Raw genomic sequence first — 17,999 nt, 5'->3', positions numbered from 1 at the left:
GGGCGGCCGGCGGGCGTCGTCGTCGCGCGATGCGGGGGCGGCGCCGCTAGCGTGAGGACATGATCCGGTTCGAGCACGTGACGAAGCGGTATCCGGACGGTACGACGGCCGTGGACGACCTCTCCTTCGAGGTGGCCGAGGGCGAACTGGTGACACTGGTCGGCCCCTCGGGCTGCGGCAAGACCACCACCATGATGATGGTGAACCGGCTCATCGAGCCGACCTCCGGGCGGATCCGGGTCGACGGCGAGGACATCGCCGGGGTCGACCCGGTGCGGCTGCGCCGCCGCATCGGGTACGTCATCCAGCAGGTGGGCCTGTTCCCGCACCGCACCGTGCTGGACAACACCGCGACCGTGCCCGTGCTGCTCGGCTGGAAGCGGGCGAAGGCCCGGGCCCGCGCCGCCGAGCTGCTGGATCTGGTGGGCCTGGACCCGAAGACGTACGGGCCGCGCTATCCGGAGCAGCTGTCCGGCGGGCAGCGGCAGCGGGTCGGGGTGGCGCGGGCGCTGGCGGCCGATCCGCCGGTGCTGCTGATGGACGAACCGTTCGGCGCGGTCGACCCGGTGGTGCGCGAGCAGTTGCAGGACGAGTTCCTGCGGATGCAGGCGGCCGTGCGCAAGACGGTGTTGCTGGTCACGCACGACATCGAGGAGGCCGTCCGGCTCGGCGACCGCATCGCCGTGTACGGGCAGGGGCGGATCGAGCAGTTCGACACGCCGGGGGCGGTGCTGGGGTCGCCCGCGACACCGTATGTCGCGGGGTTCGTGGGGGCGGACCGGGGGCTGAAGCGGCTGTCGGTGACCGCGATCGAGCCGGACGACCTCCGGCAGCCGCCCGTGGCCCGGCCGGACGAGCCCGCCGGGACGGCGCGGGAGCGGCTGCGGGAGCAGGGCGCGCGCTGGGCGGTCGTCCTGGACGCGCACGGCGATCTGCACGGCTGGGTGGGTGCCGAAGACCTGGCGGCGGGCGGCACGGTCGGGGAGCTGGCCCATCGGATGACCGCCTGGGTGCCGGTGGGGGCGCCGCTGAAGCAGGCGTTCGGGGTGATGCTCCAGTACGACGCCGGGTGGGTCGCGGTGCTGGACGGGGCGCGTTTCCTCGGGGTGCTCACCCCGGCGAAGCTGCACGAGGCGCTGCGCCGCTCGGTGGACGCGGACGCGCGGGGCGTGGCGCGCGGGCAGGTGCCCTTCGACTCGGTGTCGGACGCCTGAGCCGGCCTACTTCAGCAGGCCCTTGTCCTTGAGGTAGGTGCGGGCCACGTCGGCGGGCAGCCGCCGCCAGCTGTCCACCTGTTCGTCCAGGCCGGCCAGGTCGCGTGTGGTGAGGACGGTGTTGAGCCTGCCGAGGGCCCGGGTCACCCCGGCGCCGCCCGCGCGGGCGCGGTTGACGACCGGGAGCACGTAGTCGGCGTTCTGCAGCCGCCGGTCGTCGGTGAGCAGGACCAGGCCGAACCGGTCGAGGGTGGCGTCCGTGGTGGTGGTCAGCACCAGTTGGTCGTGGCCGTCCTGCACGGCCCGCTTGGCCTGGGTGGTGCCGACGCCCTTGGGGTCGACGCCGGTGACGTCGATGCCGTACACCTTGCGCAGCCCCGGTGCGCAGTAGGGCCGTTGCACGCATTCGTCGCCCGCCGCGATGCGTACCGGCAGTCGTGCCGCGCCGAGATCGCCGAGGGTCTTGAGGTGGTGCCTGCGGGCGTAGTCGGCGCGTACCGCGAACGCGTTCTGGGCGAGGGCCCGGCCCGGTGGGAGCACGGTGAGTCCGCGGGGGGTGGCGAGTGCGCGCAGGGCCCTGATCGTGACGGCGAGGTCGGGTGAGCCGACCGGCCGGGCGCGGGGGCCGTGGGTCTTCGTGTTCAGCCAGTCGGCGAAGGTGGCCGCGTACTCGGGCACGACGTCGATCCGGCCGGACTCCAGTGCCGGTTCGTACAGCTCCCGGTTGTTGACGGTGAGGATCGAGGTGCGGTAGCCGGCCTGGTTCAGCAGCTGGGCGTACATCTGGGCGAGCAGGTCGCTCTCGGTGAAGCCGGCCGAGCCGATGGTCAGGTGGTGGCTGTCGCCGGGCGGGGCGGTGACCTGGCCGCGGTTCTCCAGGGAGGGGCCGGTGGTGCAGGCGGTGAGCGCGAGCAGCAGGGCGGCCGGGAGTGCACGGCGGGCGCCTGTCGCCCGCCGCCTTCTCGTCCGCCCGCCGCCATGGCCCACTCCCCCATGGTGCCGCGGGCTCACCGCCCGGTCCGCGACCACGCCGGTCCCAGCCGTTCGGCGATCTCGAAGAGGGCCTCCACGACCAGCGCGAACACCGCGACGATCAGGGCGCCCGCGACCACCTGGGGGGTGCTGGCGAGGTTGAAGCCCGCCGTGATGATCCGGCCGAGCCCGCCGCCGCCCGCGAGCGCCGCGATGGTGGCGGTGGCGACGAGCTGTACGGCGGCGATCCGGACCCCGTTCAGGATCATGGGGAGCGAAAGGGGCAGTTCCACGTGAAACATCACTTGCCGGCCGGTCATCCCCATGCCCCGGGCCGCCTGGACGACCCCCCGGTCGACCTCGCGCATCCCGACGTAGGCGTTGGTGAGCAGCGGCGGCACGGCGAACAGCACCAGTGCCACCACGGTGGGCCCTTCGCCCCAGTTGCCGACCGGCGTGAGCAGCAGCAGGACCAGCACGGCGAAGGTGGGTACGGCCCGGCCGACGTTGGAGATGTTCACGGCGAGCGCACCGCCCCGGCCGAGGTGGCCGAGGACCAGGGCGACGGGCAGGGCGATCAGACAGCTCAGGAGAAGGCAGACGGCGGTGAGGGCGAGGTGCTGGAGCAGCCGGTGCCACACGCCGTCGTCGCCGTGCCAGTGGGCGGGGTCGGCGAGCCAGTTCCAGGTGGCGGTGAGCGTGCTCATGGGGCGGCTTCCGGCCGGGCGGCGCTCAAGGGCGAGCCGCCCGGGTCCACGGGGTGATCAGCCGCTGCACGCCCAGCAGGAGCAGGTCGGCGGCGACGGCGATCAGCACGCACAGCACGGACGCGGTGAGCACCTGGGCCTTGAAGTAGGTGTTCATGCCCGAGTAGATGAGGTTCCCGAGGCCCCCGTAGCCGACGATCGCGCCGACCGTGACCAGGGAGACCGCCGAGACGGTGGCAATGCGCAGCCCGGCCATCGCGGCGGGCAGGGCGAGCGGCAGTTCCACGGTGAGCAGCAGCCGCAGCGGGCCGTAGCCGAGGCCCCGCGCCGCCTGCCGGGTCTCCTCCGGGACCGCGCGCAGGCCCGCGAGGAGATTGCGCACCAGCAGGGTGAGCGAGTACAGCACCAGTCCGGCGACGACGAGGGTGGCCGAGAGGCCGTACAGGGGCAGCAGCAGGGAGAACATCGCCAGGGAGGGAATGGTGTAGAGGACCGTGGTCAGGGCGAGGACGGGGGCCGCCGCCCAGCCCCAGCGGCGGGCGAGGACCGCGAGCGGCACCGCGATGACCAGGCCGATCAGGATCGACAGCGAGGTCAGCTGGAGGTGCTGGACGACCGCGTCGAGCAGGATCCGGCGGCGGCTGCTCAGATAGGCGCCGCAGATCCACTCGTTGCGCGCGAGGCAGTCGTCCGGGGCGGCGGTCACGGGTCCATTGCACCGGGAGGGGCGCCAGCCGGCGCGTGGTGGGGGGCCGTACGAGGGAGGGCCGCACGGGGGAAGGCGGATCGGACGCCTCACCTGGGCGCGCGGTCGCCGAGCCGGCGCACCGGCAAGATCGCGGTCTACGGCCGGTGTTCCAGGTCGCACTGGTACCAGGTGCCCGCCTGGCCGCCGACGTCGGCGGGGTCTGCCGGGCCGACCGGCACGAACCCGGCCTTGATCAGCACCTTCCGGGACGCGGCGTTGGCGTGGGAGGCGGCCGCCCGCAGGGTGCGCAGCCCGTGCCGCTCCGCCGCCAGCCGGCACAGCTGCCGGACGGTGGCGGTCGCCACGCCGCGGCCGGCGACGTGCTGCGCGACCCGGTAGCCGAGGTCGGCGCTGCCGTCCTCGAGGTCGTACAGGTTGAACCGGCCCAGTACGGAGCCGTCCTCGGCGACCAGCACGTAGAAGGCGCAGATGCCGGCCTCCTGTTCGGCCAGCAGGGCGCTGTGCCGGTCGGCGAACCGGGCGAAGTACTCGTCGCCCCGGTCGGAGACGGAGGCGGCGAAGTAGGCGCGGTTCGCCAGCTCGAAGGCCAGGACCGCCGGGGCGTGGTCGGCATGCAGCCGCTCCAGTTCGGGCACGGCGCGACTCTACCCGGCGGGCGCGCCGGGGCCGACCGGGTTTTCACCGGCGGTGGACGCGACGCCGGCCGGTGCCGAGGCCGCGCCGCTGTCCGGTGGTCACCGCCGCAGGCCGGCCGCGTCGCAGAGGGTGGCGGCGGTGGCCGTGGCGAGGCCGTCGGCCAGCCGCTCCACCCGGGCGCCGGCCCGCGCGCCGGCGCCGTCGAAGACCAGCATTAGCTGGCGGGCGAGGAGTTCGGGGTCGCGGGCGCCGCCCCGCTCGGCCTCGGTCCGAAACGCGTGCGCCAGACGTTCCTTGGCCTCGCGGGCGACCTCGCTCGCCGGGTGGCCGGGGTCCTTCAGTTCGACCAGCGCGGCGAGGAAGGGGCAGCCGTGGAAGCCGGCGTCCAGGGAGTCCTGCTCCAGCCGCTCGAAGACGTACAGGATGCGCTCGCGCGGCGGCGCCTGCGGGTCGGGGTGCGTGAGCCGGGCGTCGTACCCGGGGACGCGGCGCTCCAGGCTCGCGGCGAGCATCTCGTCCTTGCCGCCGAAGAGCTGGTACATCGACCGTTTGGAGACCCCGGCCTCCCGGCACAGCGCCTCGACGCCGATGGAGACGCCGTCCCGGTAGCAGAGCCGGGCGGCCGCGTCGAGCAGCCGGTCGCGCGGGGATGCCTTGTCGGTGGTGGCCATGGTGTGAGGTTACCTCGCCGGAAACCGATCGGTGTATCAAGCGGAAGGCTGATGACAGAGGCGCTGAACAAGCGCTTAGATAGAACCGCTGCCGACAGAGTCCGAACACTGCTCCCAACCCGCCGGAGGCCCCGTTGTTCACGTCCGTCGACGATGTCTCCGCCCGTCTCGCCGAGACCGGCTACCTCGCCTCGCCCGCCGTCGCCACCACCGTGTTCCTCGCGGCCCGGCTGGGCAAGCCGCTGCTGGTGGAGGGGCCCGCCGGGGTGGGCAAGACCGAGCTGGCCAAGGCCGTCGCCCAGGTGGCCTCGGCCCGACTGGTCCGGCTCCAGTGCTACGAGGGCGTCGACGAGTCCCGGGCGCTGTACGAGTGGAACCACGCCAAGCAGTTGCTGCGCATCAGCGCGGGCCGGGACGAGAGCTGGGACGAGACCCGTACCGACATCTTCAGCGAGGAGTTCCTGCTCCCCCGCCCGCTGCTGACCGCCATCCGCGGCGACGAGCCGACGGTGCTGCTGATCGACGAGACCGACAAGGCCGACGTCGAGATGGAGGGCCTGCTCCTGGAGGTGCTCAGCGACTTCCAGATCACGGTGCCGGAGCTGGGCACGGTCACCGCGACCCGGCGCCCCTTCGTCGTGCTCACCTCCAACGCGGGCCGGGAGCTGTCCGAGGCGCTGCGCCGCCGGTGCCTGTTCCTGCACATCGGCTTCCCGGAGCCGGAGCTGGAGCGGCGGATCGTCCGGCTGAAGGTGCCAGGACTGTCCGAGGCGCTGACGGAGTCGCTGGTGCGGGTGGTCGGCGCGCTGCGCGCGATGGACCTGCGCAAGGCGCCGTCCGTCGCCGAGACCGTCGACTGGGCGCGCACCCTGCTGGCCCTGGGCGCGGACACGCTGGACGAGAAGGTCGTACGGGACAGCCTCGGGGTGATCCTCAAGCACCAGGACGACATCCAGAGGGCCGCCGCCAAGCTCGACCTGGACACGCTGTGACGGATGCCGCCGAGCGGATCACCGCCCTGGTCGGGGCGCTGCGTGCGCACGGGGTGCGGATCGGCACCGGGGAGAGCGTGGACGCGGCCCGCGCGGCGCGGGAACTGGGGTTCGCGGACCGGGAGCTGCTGCGCGAGGGGCTGGCCGCGACCTTGCTGCACGGCCCGGCCCAGCGCGCCGTGTTCGACCCGGTCTTCGACCTCTACTTCCCGCGCGGCGTGGGCGGTCCGGGCGGCCGGCCGGCGAGCCGCGAGACCCTGCGCGACCGGCTGGCCGAGGCCCTCGCGGCGAACGACCCGGCGCTGATGGCCCGGTTGGCCCAGGAGGCGGTCGACGCCCTCGGCGGATACGGGAGTTCACCCGGGTCCGACGGCTGGTCCGCGTACCAGACCCTGGAACGGCTGCGCCCGCAGACGCTGCTGGCCCGGGTGCGGGCCGATGTGCGGGAGGGCGAGGGCGCGGGGGCGGGCTTCGCCGACCGGCTGCTGGAAGACGAGATCCGGCGCCGCATCGAGGAGTTCCGGCGGCTGGTCGGGGCGGAGGCGCGGCGCCGGGTCGCCGAGCGGCGCGGGCGGGACGAGATCGCGCGCCGGGCCGTGCGCCCGACGGCCGACCGGGTGGACTTCCTGATCGCCGACCGCGACCAACTGGCCGAGCTGCGCAGGACGGTCCAGCCGCTGGCGCGCAAGCTGGCCACCCGGCTCGCGGCGCGCCGCCGCCGGGCCGCGCGCGGCACCGTCGACCTGCGCCGCACCCTGCGTTCGTCGCTGTCCACCGGTGGCGTCCCGATGCGGCCGGTGCTGCGCCGGCGCCGGCCGGTCCGCCCCGAACTGGTGCTGCTCTGCGACGTGTCCGGCTCGGTGTCGGGCTTCTCCGACTTCACCATGCTGCTGGTGCAGGCGCTGCACGACCAGTTCGGCAAGGTCCGGGTGTTCGCCTTCGTCAACCGGCTGGACGAGGTGACCGGCCTGCTCGACCACGGTCGTGCCGACCCCGGAGGCCTCGGCGCCCGCATCCGCGCCGAGGCCACGCTCACCGGCTGGCACGGCAGCAGCGACTACGGCACGGCGCTGGGCGAGTTCGCGGAGCGGTACGGCGCCGCGGTCGGCCCGCGCACCACGGTGTTCGTGCTCGGTGACGCCCGCACCAACATGAGCGACCCGAACCTGCCCGCCCTCACCGAGATCGCCCGCAGGGCCCGGCGCGTCCACTGGCTCAACCCCGAACCGGCCGCCCAGTGGGGCACCGGGGACTCGGCGGCGCCCGCGTACGCGGAGCTGGTGGCGATGCACGAGTGCCGTACCGCGCGGCAGCTGGGAGCGCTGGTGGGGCGGCTGTTGCCGGTGTGAGGGGCCGGTGGGCACGATCGGCGGGCGGCTGTGATCGACTGATCGCCGTACCGCTGCCACCGTACGAGGGCCCGTGCCCTCCTCCCGTGAGGATGTCCGCCCATGACGCACCCGCCCGTGCCGCTCGGCACCTTCCCCACGCCCGTCGAACCGGCGCCCCGGCTGGCCGCGACGCTGGGCCTCGGCCCGGAGGACCTGTGGGTCAAGCGGGACGACCTGACCGGTCTCGGCGGGGGCGGCAACAAGGTCCGCAAGCTGGAGTGGACGGTGGGCGCGGCGCTCGCCGAGGGCGCGGACACGCTGGTGACCACGGGTGCCGCGCAGAGCAACCACGCCCGGCTGACCGCGGCCGCGGGCGCCAGGCTCGGGCTGGACGTCGTCCTGGTGCTGCGCGGCGGGGCCGGTGCCTCCCGGTCCGGGAACCTGGCCCTGGACGGGCTGTTCGGCGCCCGGCTCGCCTGGGCGGGCGAGGTGGACCAGGCCGGTCTGGACGCCGCCGCGGCCGAGGTGTGCGACCGGCTGCGGGCGGACGGGGCCCGGCCGGCGCTGATCCCGTTCGGCGGGTCGGGGACGCTGGGCGCCCGGGGCTACGTCCGCTGCGGTGAGGAGGTGCGCGCGCAGGTGCCGGACGTGCGCACGGCGGTGGTCGCGCTGGGCTCGGGCGGCACCATGGCGGGACTGGTCGCCGCCCTCGGCACCGGTTCGGTGCTCGGCGTGGACGTCGGCGCGCTGGCCGATCCGGCCGCCGCGGTGGCGGAGTTCGCGGCGCCGTTGACCGCACAGGAGGTCACGGCGCGGGAGCTGCGGGTGCGCCGGGACCAGGTGGGCGCCGGGTACGCGGCGCTGACCGGCCCGGTGACGGAGGCGCTGCGGCTGGCCGCCCGCACCGAGGGGATCGTCCTGGACCCGACCTACACGGGCCGGGCGCTGGCCGGACTGCGCGCGGCGGTGCGCGACGGTTCCGTACGCCCCGGTGAGAAGACGGTGTTCGTGCACACCGGTGGACTGCCCGGACTGTTCGGCCACGCGCAGGCGGTGGCCGCCGCGGAGGAGGGGGCGGGAGCGTACTGACGCGGCGGAGCGCGCTCCCGGCGGCGGCCCGGGAAAATTCGTCGGCCGGCACCCGCAACCTCGACCGGGGTCGGACGTCTGTCGGGGTGGAGGCCTCCACTTCGACCAGTTGTCCGAGCCGAACCACGAAGGAACCCATGTCCGCACACCGTGTCCCCCGTCCGAGTCGCGCCCGCAAGCTGCGCACCGCCCTGGGGGTCTCCGCGCTGGGCGCGGCCCTCGCCGTCACCGGCACCGTCGCCGCGCAGGCGGCCCAGTCCGACCACCACTCCGCCGGCCGGTCCGACGGCACGGCGAGCCCGGCACCGGCCCGCGCGGCGACCCCGTCGCCCGTGCCGTCCGCCCCGGGGCACGCCAAGACCCCGGCCCCCGTGCCGTCGACCCCCGTCCACACGAAGACGCCCAGCCCCGTGCCGTCCGTGGCGTCCCCGGTGCCGGTTCCGTCCACGCCCGCCGGGACCCCGCGCCCCGTGCCCGCGACACCCGCCCCGGTGCCGGCGACGCCCTCCCCGGTGCCCTCGACCCACGACGGGCGGGCCACGCCGAGGCCCGTTCCGCCCCACGGTCCGGTGACCCCGGCCCCGGTTCCGCCGCAGCACTGAGGTGAGGCGGGTGCGGGGAGCCGCCGTACGACCGGCTCCCCGCACCCGGCCCCAGGAGATCCATGACGACAGCGACACCACCGGCGGCCCTGCCCTGGGAACGGGCCGGCACGGCGCCCTCCCCCGCGTTCTGGCGCAGATGCGCCCGGCTCCTCGTCCGCGCCCGGTTGGGCACCGGCACGGGCGCGGCCGGCGCACCGGCCGCGCCGGGGCGCCCCCTCGACCCGGCCGCCGTCCTCGAACCCCCGCCCGGCATCGAGGAGTTGTACCACCACCGCCGGTTGTCCCTGGTGCGCCTGGCGGTGCTGCTGGTGGACGATCTGCCCACGGCCGAGGACGTCGTGCAGGACGCCTTCACCGCACTGCTGCGCCGGCACGGCCACCGGCTCGCCGCCCTCGACGACCCGGAGGCGTACCTGCGGACCAGCGTGGTCAACACGGCCCGCTCGGTGCTGCGCCGGCGCAGGACCGTACGGGCGCACGTCCCCGCCCCGGAGGAGCACGCGCCCGCACCGGAGGAGGACGTCCTCCTGCACGAGGATCACCGGGAGGTGCTGGCGGCGCTGCGCACCCTGACCCGGCGGCAACGGGAGGTCCTGGTGCTGCGCTACTGGTCGCATCTGACCGAGGCCGAGATCGCGGCGACGCTCGGCCTGTCACGGGGCACCGTCAAGTCCACGGCCAGCCGGGCCCTGGACGCACTCGGCCGCCGTCTGGAGGGCCTGCGATGAACGACCCCGGTACGGCGGACACGCCGCGCCCCGTCGAGGAACGGCTGCGGGCCGCACTGGCCGCCCGCGCGGACGCGGTGGGGCCGGCCGATCTGCGGCCCCTGCGCCCGCCGAGCGCAGCGCCGCGCCCGCACCGGCCCGCGCCGCTCCGCTCACTGCCGTCGCGCGCGGCCGTGGCGGGTCTGCTGGCCCTGACGGCCGTGGCGGCGCTCGTCCTCCTCACGCTGCACGGCACCCGGACCCGCCCGGCGGAACCGGCGCGCTCCCCCCGGCCGACGGTCACCACCCCGACGCCGGTACCGAGCGGCGCGGTCCGCAGCCCCGTGGCGGTCCCCTCCCCGGCGTCGGAGCCCCCACGGCCGTCCGGATGAGGGCGGCGCGACGACGGCACCCGCGCCGTCGCCGGGGAAACGGCCGCTTCGCTTGTCCACCGGTGCAGCGCCCGCACCGCTAAGTTGGGCGGCATGAGCAACCTTGACCGCGCGCCCGTGCCCACCGTCTGCGGGGGCCGTGGATTCGTCGTCGCCGAACCCGTCCGCGAACTGCTGAGCCCCCGACACGTCACGCTGGGGGAATCCACCGAGGTGCGTCGGCTGCTGCCGAACCTGGGCCGCCGCATGATCGGCGCGTGGGCCTTCGTCGACCACTACGGCCCGGACGACATCGCCGACGAGCCCGGCATGCAGGTCCCGCCGCATCCGCACATCGGGTTGCAGACGGTCAGCTGGCTGCACGAGGGCGAGGTGCTGCACCGCGACTCCACGGGCAGCCTCCAGACGATCCGGCCCCGGCAGCTGGGCCTGATGACCGCGGGGCGCGCGATCAGCCACTCCGAGGAGAGCCCCCGGCCGCACGCCCGCCTCCTGCACGGCGCCCAGTTGTGGGTGGCGCTGCCCGACGCACACCGGCACACGGCCCCGAAGTTCGAGTTCCACGCCGAGCTGCCCACGGTGACCGCACCCGGCCTGACCGCCACGGTGCTCCTCGGCGGCCTGGACGGCGCCGTCTCACCCGGCACCGCCTACACCCCGATCGTCGGCGCGGACCTCGCCCTCACCCGGGGCGCGGACGTCCGGCTGCCGCTGGAACCCGACTTCGAGTACGGCGTCCTGGCCATGTCCGGCGAGGTGCACGTGGACGGCGTACCGGTCCTGCCGGGCTCGATGCTCTACCTCGGCTGCGGCCGCTCCGAACTCCCGCTGCGCGCCGAGTCCGACGCCGGGCTCATGCTCCTCGGCGGCGAGCCCTTCGCCGAGGAACTCGTCATGTGGTGGAACTTCGTCGCCCGCACCCAGGAAGAGATCGAACAGGCTCGCGAGGACTGGACGAAGGGGGTTCGATTCGGCGAGGTGAAGGGCTACGACGGGACTCCGCTGCGCGCACCGCAGCTGCCGGAAGTACCGCTGAAACCGCGCGGAAGGGTGCGTTGACCAGGGGAATCCCTGATTTGCGGTCCAGGGCGTTCGAGACCGTCTCTCCGCCTGTCCTCCGACGACATCGCTGGTGGCGCGGGCCCTTGGATACCGCCTCCGGGACGCCTCCGAGTCTGCCCGCGTTTCCAAGGTCGGGTCAGGAGCCGATCAGTCTTCGGAGCCAGTCACCGTAGGCCGGCCGCTCGGGCAGTTGTGGGAACCAAACAGCTTCAGGTATAGGGGCATTGCCATCCGATCCCAGCGGCGAACATGGCATCCCACAAACGACCCCGCCCTCAGCGAACCTCCCCCAGCCGCCAGCCCCGTCGGTACCACCATCAACCCCCTGTCCTACATGGTCAGTTGCTCGTTGGTTGTGCCATGGGGAGTGGACGGTGGGGATGGAAAGAGTGCTTCACCGCCACCGAGGAAGGAACACCTCAAGGCGGCGTGAGCAGTCCCCTCCTGCTCAACACTGCTCTCCATGGAATGAAAGAGGCTGCCGGAGTCCGCTGTTTCACCGGCGGATCACACGCCGGTAAACGGCGCTGTAGTGTCACCGGGTCGCTCCACCCGCGCGGGTCTGCCTGGCTGATCCCGTAGACCAGGGAGGTCAGCCCGACCGTGGCGAGGACCGCGCCCCGCAGGTCCAGTCGCTGGGCGTCCCTCCCCGCTGCCCGACCGGGGAGAAGCGAGGCCGTCAGCAGGATCACCACCGCCTCGATGGGCGCGTTGATCAACAGCCTCCGATGCGTCAGAATGCATTCACAGCAGTACCGGGCCCGCGCAGCCTCACATGCGGGATCTCAGCACGTCGACCTCACAGCCCGGCGCGAACGGGTCGAAACCGTGCTCGACCAGCCAGCGAACCGCCAGCAGGCTTCGCAACGACCACCACGCGTGGATCACGTCGATGTCGATGTCCGTGCCGTAGCCGACGATGACATCGTCAAGGTGCTCCTCGTGTCCGAGCGTGAAGGTGGCGAGGTCGTACAGGGCATCACCCTGGCCCGCCTCGGACCAGTCGATGATGCCTGTGACCTCGTCGCCATCGACGAAGACGTGCGCGATCTGCAGGTCGCCGTGCGTGAACGCCGGAGTCCACGGCCGGAGCGCGGCCTCGGCGACCTGGCGGTTGCGGGTGACCAGGTCCGCGGGCAGGACGCCGTTCGTCACGAGCCACTCGCACTCGTCGTCGAGTTCCGCCGCCAGCGCGATGATGCTCCGGCCAGCCCGGCCCGGCCGGGGCGGCAGCGGCGCGTCGTGCAACTTCCGGATGGCGGCGCCCGCCGCGGCCCATGCCGTCGGCGACCCGGTCGACGGCCCGCCGAGGCGTCCAAGCGTCGTCCCCCGGAGTGCGGCGATCGCGAGCACGGGCGGCTTGTGCCACAGGACCTCCGGGGTCGGGACCGGCGCGAGGGCCATCGCCTCGACCTCGACGTCGATGCGCGCCCGATCGGCGTCCACCTTCAGGAACACGTCGCCGACGCGCAGGGTCGCGCGCTCGGAATGGGCGACGACGACTTTGACCTCATCCATGGGCGACCAGTATCCCGGGGATGATCGCCGACGTCGCCGGGTTTATCGCGTGCGATGACGCGGCTGACCGCCTCCCGCTATCCGACGGCCTCTTGCACGACACCGCCCTCCGACCAGGTCAAGCCCACCACTTTTGTTAGGAGTCCTAACGTTCCGGCGCAGGGCGGCGTCGTTCAGGCGATGTGTCCGTCTTGATGCCGGTTCAGGCGGCTGACGTGACTGTGGAGTTCGCGGACCGGGCCGGAACCGAGGCAGGCGCGGTCTCCGCGTGATCATGAGCGGTCTCTGGTGGCTCAGCCGCGTGCAGTCGTACTCGGCTGCGCTGAGGTCGTGCGGGCCCGGTTCTCGCGGATCTCGTCGTGGTGGGCGGCGGCCCAGCCGACCAGGGACGTGGCGATCTCGTGGAGACCACGGCCGAGCGGGGTCAGGGTGTACTCGACGCGCGGGGGCACTTCGGCGTAGGCGGTGCGGGTGATCAGGCCGTCCTGCCGGAGTTGGCGCAGGGTGAGGGTGAGCATGCGCTGGGAGATCCCGGGGACTTGGCGCTGCAGGTCGGTGTAGCGCAGCGGGCCCGGCTCCAGGACGGCGATCAACAGCAGGCTCCACTTGTCGCCGACGCGGTCCAGGACCTCGCGGATGAAGGTCATGTGCTCGGCGGGGATCGCCGCGCACGGCCCGATCGCCGCCGCCCCGACCACCTCCGCGCCACCGGCCGCCTCCGTTTCGCGGGTCTGTTCCATGACGCACATTCCTCTCCGGCAACGCACACGGATGTGCCTTTTGTATCGCCTTCCATACTGGTCCACCATGATGCTACGAACAAGTCGTAAGAATTGGAGGTGCGGGGTGAAGGTGGACATCTGGTCCGAGGTGACGTGCCCCTGGTGCGGGCTGGGTCATCACCGTCTGCAGCGGGCCGTCGAGCGGTTCGAGCACGCGGGCGAGGTGGAGGTGGTCCACCACTCGTTCCCGCTCAGCAGCAGCTTCCCCGAGGGGCGGACGTTCTCCGTCCGCGAGGCTCTGCTGCGACGGCACGGTGTGGGCGGCGGTCAGGCCGAGGCGTCGACCCGGCGGATCGAGGCACTGGCCGCGGCCGAGGGTCTGAGCCCCTACCGGGTGCTGGACAACCAGGTCGGCAACACCGACCTGGCCCACGAGTTCCTCGCCCACGCCTCCGCCCAGGGCAAGAACCGCGAAGCGTGGGACGCCGTCTTCGACACCTACTTCGGCAAGGCCAAGCCCGTCTTCTCCCTGGACGACCTGCTCGCCCTCGCCGACACCCTGGGCCTGGACCACGAGCGGACCCGACAGGCCCTCGCCCGGCACCGCTACCGCGAGCAGGTCCGCGATGACGCGGCCCGCGCCCAGCGCCTCGGCGCGACGGGTGCCCCGTTCATCGTCATCGACGGCCGCTACGGCGTCCCCGGTGCCCAGGACAGCGACACCCTGCTGGACCTGCTCCGCACCGCTTGGGACGACACCCACCCCCTCACCCCCGCCGGTGGCGACGCCCCGGCCTGCGGCCCGGACGGCTGCGCCGTCCCCGTACAGGGCTGATCTCCCTCATAACCCCCGAGATCCGGTAGCCAGGAGCCCGATGGACGTCCTGCTGTGGGGTGCGGGACTGCCGGCCGCAGTGTTCGCGATGGCGGCGTCATGAAGACGACCCAGCCGATCCACAAGCTCGTCGGCACCCTCCCCTACGCCAAGGACCTCACGCCGGGCACGGTGCGGCTGATCGGGGCGGTCGAGCTGGCGGCCGCACTCGGCCTGGTCCTGCCCGCCGCCACCGGCATCGCGGTGGTCCTCACACCGCTCGCGGCCCTCGGCCTCGCGGTGGTGATGGCGCTGGCCGGCACCTTCCACCTCCGCCACCGGGAGTACAGCGCGATCGGCATGAACGGCGTGCTGCTGGCCCTGTCCTTCGTGGTGGCCTGGGGCCGCTTCGGCCCGTACTCCCTCTGACCCTTCCGAATCCATCCCCGGCCGGCGCCCGCCGTCGGCCCTCCGCCCGCGAAAGGCGATGACTCCCCATGACCGACCTGCTCGTCCTCGGCGGCAGCGGCCGCACCGGCATCCACGTCCTGGCACAGGCCGCCGAACGCGGCCACCGAGTCCGCGCCCTCGTCCGCGACCCCTCCTCCGTCCATGCCCCGACCGGTGTCGAGCTGATCCGGGGCACGCCCGCGAACATCGACGACATCCGCCGGGCCGCCCAGGACACCCAGGCGGTGATCAGCGTGCTGAACAACGCCCGCGCCTCCGACAACCCCTGGGCCAAGCCGGTCAGCCCGCCGATGTTCATGACCGACGCCGCCCGCAACACCCTGACGGTCATGGCCGAACAGGGCATCCGCCGGATCGCCCTGGCCTCCTCACAGGGCGCCGGCGACGACTGGGCCCGCCTCAACCCGCTTATGAAGGCGTTCATCAACCTGTCGAACATCAAAGCCGGGTTCACCGACCACACCGGCGTCGACCAGGTCGTACGCGCCTCCGACACCGACTGGACCCTCGCCCGCGCCGTCGCACTCACCGACAGGCCCGCCACCGGCCCCCTGCACGCCGGCGAGGCCCCCACCGCCACGCCCGGACGCTGGATCAACCGGGCCGACCTCGCCCGCTTCCTCCTCGACGCCATCGACGAGGCGACCTGGATCCGCAGCGCGCCGCTGGTGTGGAACGCCCGCGGCTGACCCACCTCGAACCCCTGTTGAACACTCCCCCGAAATCCCGAGGAGACATCCCCATGCCCCAAACGTCCAAGGTCATCGCGGTCTTCGGAGCCGGCACCGGTCTCGGCGCCTCCGTCGCCCGCCGCTTCGCCCGCGAAGGCTTCCGCGTCGCCCTCGTCGCCCGCCGCAAGGACCGTCTCGACACACTCGTCGAACAGCTCACCGGCGAGGGCATCGACGCGGTCGGATTCACCGCCGACCTCTCCAAGCCCGCCGAGGTTCCCGCCCTTGTCAACGCCGTCCGCGGCCGGTTCGGCCGGATCGACGTCATCGAGTACGGGCCGATCAGCGGGGAACAGAGCTTCGCCCCCGCCACCGAGCTGGACGCCGACACCTTGCAGAAGGACAGCCCCCTTCTCCTGCTCACCCCGGTCGAGGTGGTCCGCGCGGTACTGCCCGAGTGGGCCGAGCGCGGCGACGGCGCGTTCCTGATGACCACCGGCCACACCGCCGTGGCGCCGCGGCCGTACATGAGCGGCGTGGGCCCGCTGATGTCCGCCGCCCGCAACTGGCTGTACTCCCTCAACGGCGAACTCGCCGACATCGGCGCCTACGCCGGCACCCTGTCCATCGCGGCCTTCATCGCCCGCAGCGAGATGGGAGAGATCGCCGCCGCATCCCTGCCGGAAGGCGTCGGCCCGCTCGTCGACCCGGACGACCTCGCCGAGCACTACTGGGACCTGTACACCAAGCGCGACCGCATCGAGCAGATCCACCCCGAGCCGAACGCCGGGTAACGCCGGCCGGGTCCCTCGCCACCGCGGTTCGGGTCATCCCTCGGCTACGACACCCTGCGTCCAAGCCGGTCCTCCGGTGGCGAGTCCAACCGGCCGTCCGCGGGGACCGCCCGCCGGCGGGGAACCCGCGGCCATACGCGGGGAAAGGGGCTTGGCCGCTGCATCACCAGGCGGAAGACCGCGCCTGCCCGATCACCATCGCCCATCCCCGCCGGCCTGGGCCGGCTCGCCACCGGCCGCCCTGCCGAGCCCGGGGAACACCCGCTGCTGCTGGACCGCCTCGCGACCGTACCCGATCCACGCAGGGCCAAGGGGCGCCGCCACCCGCTCGCCTGCGCACTCGCACTCGCCTTCGTCCTCGCACTCGCAGCATGCGCGGTACTGGCCGGCGCGAAATCCCTGACAGCGATCTCGTCCCGACCAGACCCGGAGCGCTTCATATACCTGAACCTCCTTGCCCAGTAGGGGAGTTCGGCTCGAAGTGGAGCTGACAGAAGGATTCCAGGTCGTGTTACGTGTCATGTCTCCGTCGATTCACACGTGGCCATCACCGTCCTTGACGGAGAGCCACACCCACAGGAGGGCACGTGACCGGACCGTTCACCCGTCGAGCTCTGTTCCGACCACGCGCCGTCGTGCGCGCCGCGCTGCTCGGGGCACTCACCGCGTGCCTGGCGTTCACCATGGCCGGTCCGGGGAGCGTCACCGCCTCCGCCGCCGGCACGGACGCGCTACCACTGTCCGGCGCCACGACGTCAGGCCTGCACAACAGCTACGACCCCGGCGCCTTCACGTATCTGGCCCAGGCTCTCGACACAGGCACCTCGATGATCGAACTCGACGTCTGGGACGACGTTTTCACCCAGGAGTGGAAGGTGAGCCACTCCAACCCGACGGGCAACTCGAACAACTGCGTCAACGCGTCCGCGGCCTCCCAGCTCTACACCGGCGCGGCGAACAAGGACCTGGAGAGCTGCCTGGACGACGTCCGGCTGTGGCTCGGGGCGCACCCCGGGCACGGCCCGCTGTACATCAAGCTGGAGATGAAGGCGGGTTTCCAGGCCACGTTCGGCATGAGCCCGGCCAAGCTCGACCAGTCCATCAGCGCACACCTCGGCGGGCTGGTGTTCAAGCCGTCCGACCTGCTCGACAAGCCAGGCGGCGGGCAGTACGCCACACTCGACGCGGCCGCGTCCGCCGGCAACTGGCCCACTCGGCAGCAACTGGCCGGCAAGGTCATCCTCGAGGTCATTCCCGGCACGGTCGAGGAGAGCAACCCGACCGACTCTCTGTGGACCGACCAGGAGTACGCGGGCTACCTGCGCGACCTGCACACCCAGGGCAGGACGTCGGAGGCGAACGTCTTCCCTTCGGTGCACAACGCCCAGGCAGGCGATCCCCGTTCGCGCTACTCCGACACGTCGCTGCGCCCTTGGTTCGTGGCCTTCGACGGTGACGCGGCCACATACCTCAACGGCAGCATCGACACCGGGTGGTACGACACCCACCACTACCTGCTGTTCATGACCGACGCGCAGAACGTGCCGCCGGCGCTGGACGACGTCAACCCCTCGACGGCCGACGCGCAGGCCCGGGTCACCCAACTGGCCAAGGCACACGCCACGGTGGCGTCCAATGACTGGAGGACCCTGCCGGACGTCCAGTCGATGGTCGTCCCGCGCGGCTGACGGCCGCCAGAGGCCCACCGACTCGCCGGGTGCCCGCGGTCAGACGGGAACGCCGACCGCGGGCACCTGGAATGCGGCGAGTGACGTCACGCGCCGCCTCGGGCCCGACATCTTCTACTCGGCCTCCTCTCCGAGGGGGAGCGGTCAGCCCAGTTCCGTCTCCAGCCACTCCAGTGCGTCGGGCTTCACCGGTCGGTGATGTCAGCGAACTCCTCGTGCCGCTTCAGGTACTTG

The 17,999-nt window shown here is 73.0% G+C and carries 21 protein-coding genes; 14 read left to right on the top strand and 7 right to left on the bottom strand.

Annotated features, from left to right (window positions below):
* Positions 1-59 precede the first annotated feature (59 nt).
* Positions 60-1,214 (top strand): betaine/proline/choline family ABC transporter ATP-binding protein, encoded by a 1,155-nt coding sequence (locus BLW85_RS34635; protein ID WP_074995235.1) that lies wholly within the window; start codon positions 60-62, stop codon positions 1,212-1,214.
* A 6-nt stretch (positions 1,215-1,220) separates the two neighbouring features.
* Here BLW85_RS34635 and BLW85_RS34630 read toward each other — a convergent pair whose 3' ends face one another.
* The 5 genes from BLW85_RS34630 to BLW85_RS34610 all read right to left on the bottom strand — a co-directional run bounded on the left by BLW85_RS34630 (position 1,221) and on the right by BLW85_RS34610 (position 4,909).
* Positions 1,221-2,201, bottom strand: coding sequence for an ABC transporter substrate-binding protein (locus tag BLW85_RS34630; RefSeq protein WP_079172526.1), 981 nt, complete (start codon positions 2,199-2,201; stop codon positions 1,221-1,223).
* A 20-nt stretch (positions 2,202-2,221) separates the two neighbouring features.
* On the bottom strand, positions 2,222-2,893 hold the full coding sequence (locus tag BLW85_RS34625) for an ABC transporter permease (RefSeq protein WP_074995233.1): 672 nt from the start codon (positions 2,891-2,893) through the stop codon (positions 2,222-2,224).
* A 25-nt stretch (positions 2,894-2,918) separates the two neighbouring features.
* Positions 2,919-3,599, bottom strand: coding sequence for an ABC transporter permease (locus BLW85_RS34620; protein ID WP_070023238.1), 681 nt, complete (start codon positions 3,597-3,599; stop codon positions 2,919-2,921).
* A gap of 137 nt (positions 3,600-3,736) precedes the next feature.
* The gene (locus BLW85_RS34615) at positions 3,737-4,237 is read right to left on the bottom strand and encodes a GNAT family N-acetyltransferase (protein ID WP_074995230.1); all 501 of its coding nucleotides are present in this window, start codon (positions 4,235-4,237) and stop codon (positions 3,737-3,739) included.
* A 99-nt stretch (positions 4,238-4,336) separates the two neighbouring features.
* Positions 4,337-4,909 (bottom strand): TetR/AcrR family transcriptional regulator, encoded by a 573-nt coding sequence (locus tag BLW85_RS34610; RefSeq protein ID WP_074995228.1) that lies wholly within the window; start codon positions 4,907-4,909, stop codon positions 4,337-4,339.
* Positions 4,910-5,043: 134 nt separating this feature from the next.
* Between BLW85_RS34610 and BLW85_RS34605 the strand changes: the two genes are divergently transcribed.
* The 7 genes from BLW85_RS34605 (at position 5,044) to BLW85_RS34575 (ending at position 11,084) form a co-directional block, all read left to right on the top strand.
* Positions 5,044-5,901 carry an AAA family ATPase gene (locus BLW85_RS34605; RefSeq protein ID WP_070023232.1) on the top strand — a complete coding sequence of 286 codons (858 nt, stop codon included), beginning with the start codon at positions 5,044-5,046 and terminating at the stop codon, positions 5,899-5,901.
* Positions 5,898-7,250, top strand: a complete 1,353-nt coding sequence (locus BLW85_RS34600; protein ID WP_074995226.1) for a vWA domain-containing protein — start codon at positions 5,898-5,900, stop codon at positions 7,248-7,250. The genes BLW85_RS34605 and BLW85_RS34600 overlap by 4 nt, the downstream gene beginning before the upstream one ends.
* Before the next feature lie 102 nt (positions 7,251-7,352).
* Positions 7,353-8,321, top strand: a complete 969-nt coding sequence (locus BLW85_RS34595; RefSeq protein ID WP_074995224.1) for a D-cysteine desulfhydrase family protein — start codon at positions 7,353-7,355, stop codon at positions 8,319-8,321.
* Positions 8,322-8,458: 137 nt separating this feature from the next.
* A complete protein-coding gene (locus BLW85_RS34590) occupies positions 8,459-8,923 on the top strand; it encodes a hypothetical protein (protein ID WP_074995222.1) in 465 nt (154 codons plus the stop codon).
* 62 nt (positions 8,924-8,985) lie between these two features.
* On the top strand, positions 8,986-9,654 hold the full coding sequence (locus BLW85_RS34585) for an RNA polymerase sigma factor (RefSeq protein ID WP_074995220.1): 669 nt from the start codon (positions 8,986-8,988) through the stop codon (positions 9,652-9,654).
* Complete coding sequence (locus tag BLW85_RS34580) at positions 9,651-10,025, top strand: hypothetical protein (protein ID WP_074995218.1); 375 nt, start codon at positions 9,651-9,653, stop codon at positions 10,023-10,025. Before BLW85_RS34585 ends, BLW85_RS34580 begins: the two co-directional genes overlap by 4 nt.
* Positions 10,026-10,118: 93 nt before the next feature.
* Positions 10,119-11,084, top strand: a complete 966-nt coding sequence (locus BLW85_RS34575) for a pirin family protein (protein ID WP_074995216.1) — start codon at positions 10,119-10,121, stop codon at positions 11,082-11,084.
* A gap of 774 nt (positions 11,085-11,858) precedes the next feature.
* On the opposite strand, the gene BLW85_RS34565 is transcribed toward BLW85_RS34575, so the two are convergent.
* Together BLW85_RS34565 and BLW85_RS34560 are read right to left on the bottom strand one after the other, a co-directional pair.
* Positions 11,859-12,605 (bottom strand): phosphotransferase family protein, encoded by a 747-nt coding sequence (locus tag BLW85_RS34565; protein ID WP_074995212.1) that lies wholly within the window; start codon positions 12,603-12,605, stop codon positions 11,859-11,861.
* 293 nt (positions 12,606-12,898) lie between these two features.
* Entirely contained in the window at positions 12,899-13,345 is a 447-nt protein-coding gene (locus BLW85_RS34560) for a winged helix-turn-helix transcriptional regulator (RefSeq protein ID WP_074995210.1), read from the bottom strand.
* Between the two features lie 112 nt (positions 13,346-13,457).
* Between BLW85_RS34560 and BLW85_RS34555 the strand changes: the two genes are divergently transcribed.
* The 6 genes from BLW85_RS34555 (at position 13,458) to BLW85_RS34530 (ending at position 17,765) form a co-directional block, all read left to right on the top strand.
* Positions 13,458-14,162, top strand: a complete 705-nt coding sequence (locus tag BLW85_RS34555; RefSeq protein ID WP_244174969.1) for a DsbA family oxidoreductase — start codon at positions 13,458-13,460, stop codon at positions 14,160-14,162.
* A gap of 99 nt (positions 14,163-14,261) precedes the next feature.
* Positions 14,262-14,570, top strand: coding sequence for a DoxX family protein (locus BLW85_RS34550; protein ID WP_244174968.1), 309 nt, complete (start codon positions 14,262-14,264; stop codon positions 14,568-14,570).
* A 68-nt stretch (positions 14,571-14,638) separates the two neighbouring features.
* Positions 14,639-15,301: an NAD(P)-dependent oxidoreductase gene (locus BLW85_RS34545; RefSeq protein ID WP_074995205.1), complete on the top strand. Its 663-nt coding sequence runs from the start codon at positions 14,639-14,641 to the stop codon at positions 15,299-15,301.
* A gap of 53 nt (positions 15,302-15,354) precedes the next feature.
* A complete protein-coding gene (locus BLW85_RS34540; RefSeq protein ID WP_074995203.1) occupies positions 15,355-16,077 on the top strand; it encodes an SDR family NAD(P)-dependent oxidoreductase in 723 nt (240 codons plus the stop codon).
* 54 nt (positions 16,078-16,131) lie between these two features.
* Entirely contained in the window at positions 16,132-16,542 is a 411-nt protein-coding gene (locus BLW85_RS40815) for a transposase family protein (RefSeq protein WP_079172679.1), read from the top strand.
* Between the two features lie 122 nt (positions 16,543-16,664).
* Positions 16,665-17,765 carry a phosphatidylinositol-specific phospholipase C domain-containing protein gene (locus tag BLW85_RS34530; RefSeq protein ID WP_244174967.1) on the top strand — a complete coding sequence of 367 codons (1,101 nt, stop codon included), beginning with the start codon at positions 16,665-16,667 and terminating at the stop codon, positions 17,763-17,765.
* Positions 17,766-17,999: the final 234 nt, after the last annotated feature.

It is taken from the genome of Streptomyces misionensis, from assembly GCF_900104815.1.
Classification (GTDB): Bacteria; Actinomycetota; Actinomycetes; order Streptomycetales; family Streptomycetaceae; genus Streptomyces; species Streptomyces misionensis.
This window is presented reverse-complemented; position numbering and strand designations above follow the sequence as displayed.